1 pseudogene is annotated in these 1,083 nt (G+C 65.6%); it reads right to left on the bottom strand.

From position 1 onward, the window contains the following. A pseudogene (locus AC1D00_RS42430) lies at positions 1-1,083 on the bottom strand (bifunctional transaldolase/phosoglucose isomerase); the annotation flags it as partial.

The following is a 1,083-nucleotide window of genomic DNA, read 5'->3' as shown; positions in this document are numbered from 1 at the left end:
AACGGGTTGATGCCGAGGATGCTGCCCGCCACCGCCGTTGCCATCTCGAAGCGGAAGAACTCCTGGCCGAGATGGTCGATCGACTTCATGACGATGCGCACGACGGGATGGCCGGCCGCTTCGATCGCGGCAAGCTTCGAGTCATGGGCGGCGTCCGCTTCGCCCTCGGTACGGATGTCGATGAAGAAGCGGTCGTTGCCGTAAGTCGCGGTTTCGCCCAGCGGCTCGCCGTCGATCGGGATCAGGCCCTTGCCTTCCTTGCCGGTCGATTCCGCGATCAACTGCTCGGCCCAGGCGCCGAAATCGGCGATCTTCTTCGACGACAGGATCGTCACCTTGTCGCGGCCTTCGAGGCCGGCGAGGCCCATGGCGAGGCCGAGCTGCACGCCGGGATTCTCACTTGGCGGCACGTCCGGCCCGCAGGAGCGCGCCATCGCGAGCGCATGCTTGACGAAGGTCTTGACGTCGATGCCTGCGGTTGCCGCCGGCACGAGGCCGAACGGCGAGAGCACCGAATAGCGGCCGCCGATTGAGGGGTCGCCATGGAAGACGCGGGCGTAGTTCAGCTTCTTGGCCGACTTCTCCAGCGACGAGCCGGGATCGGTCACCGCGATGAAGCGGTGGCCGGTCTTCACCTTGGGGCCGACCGCCTGCGCGACGCGTTCGTGGAAATAGTCCTTCATCGCATTCGGCTCGGTGGTGCCGCCGGACTTGCTGGATACGATGAACACCGTGTTGGCGATGTCGATCTTCGCTTCCATCGCCCGCACCTGCGCCGGATCGGTGGAATCGAGCACATGCAGCTTCGGGAAGCCTGACTTTCGCGCAAAGGTCTCGGCCAGCACCTCGGGCCCGAGGCTCGATCCGCCCATGCCGAGCACGACCGCATCGGAGAATTTCTGGCCCTTCACGCGGTTGGCATAGTCCTCGTAGTCGGCGACATCAGCCTTGGCGGCGCTGTCGAGCCAGCCGAGCCATTTGTCCTCGTCGGCACCGGTCCAGACCGACTTGTCGCGCTGCCACAGCCTGCGGATCTTGGCTGACGCGCGCCATTCCTCGGTGCTCTTGGCCACCGCCTTGCCG

The organism is Bradyrhizobium sp. P2_E8 (assembly GCF_056403875.1).
This window is presented reverse-complemented; position numbering and strand designations above follow the sequence as displayed.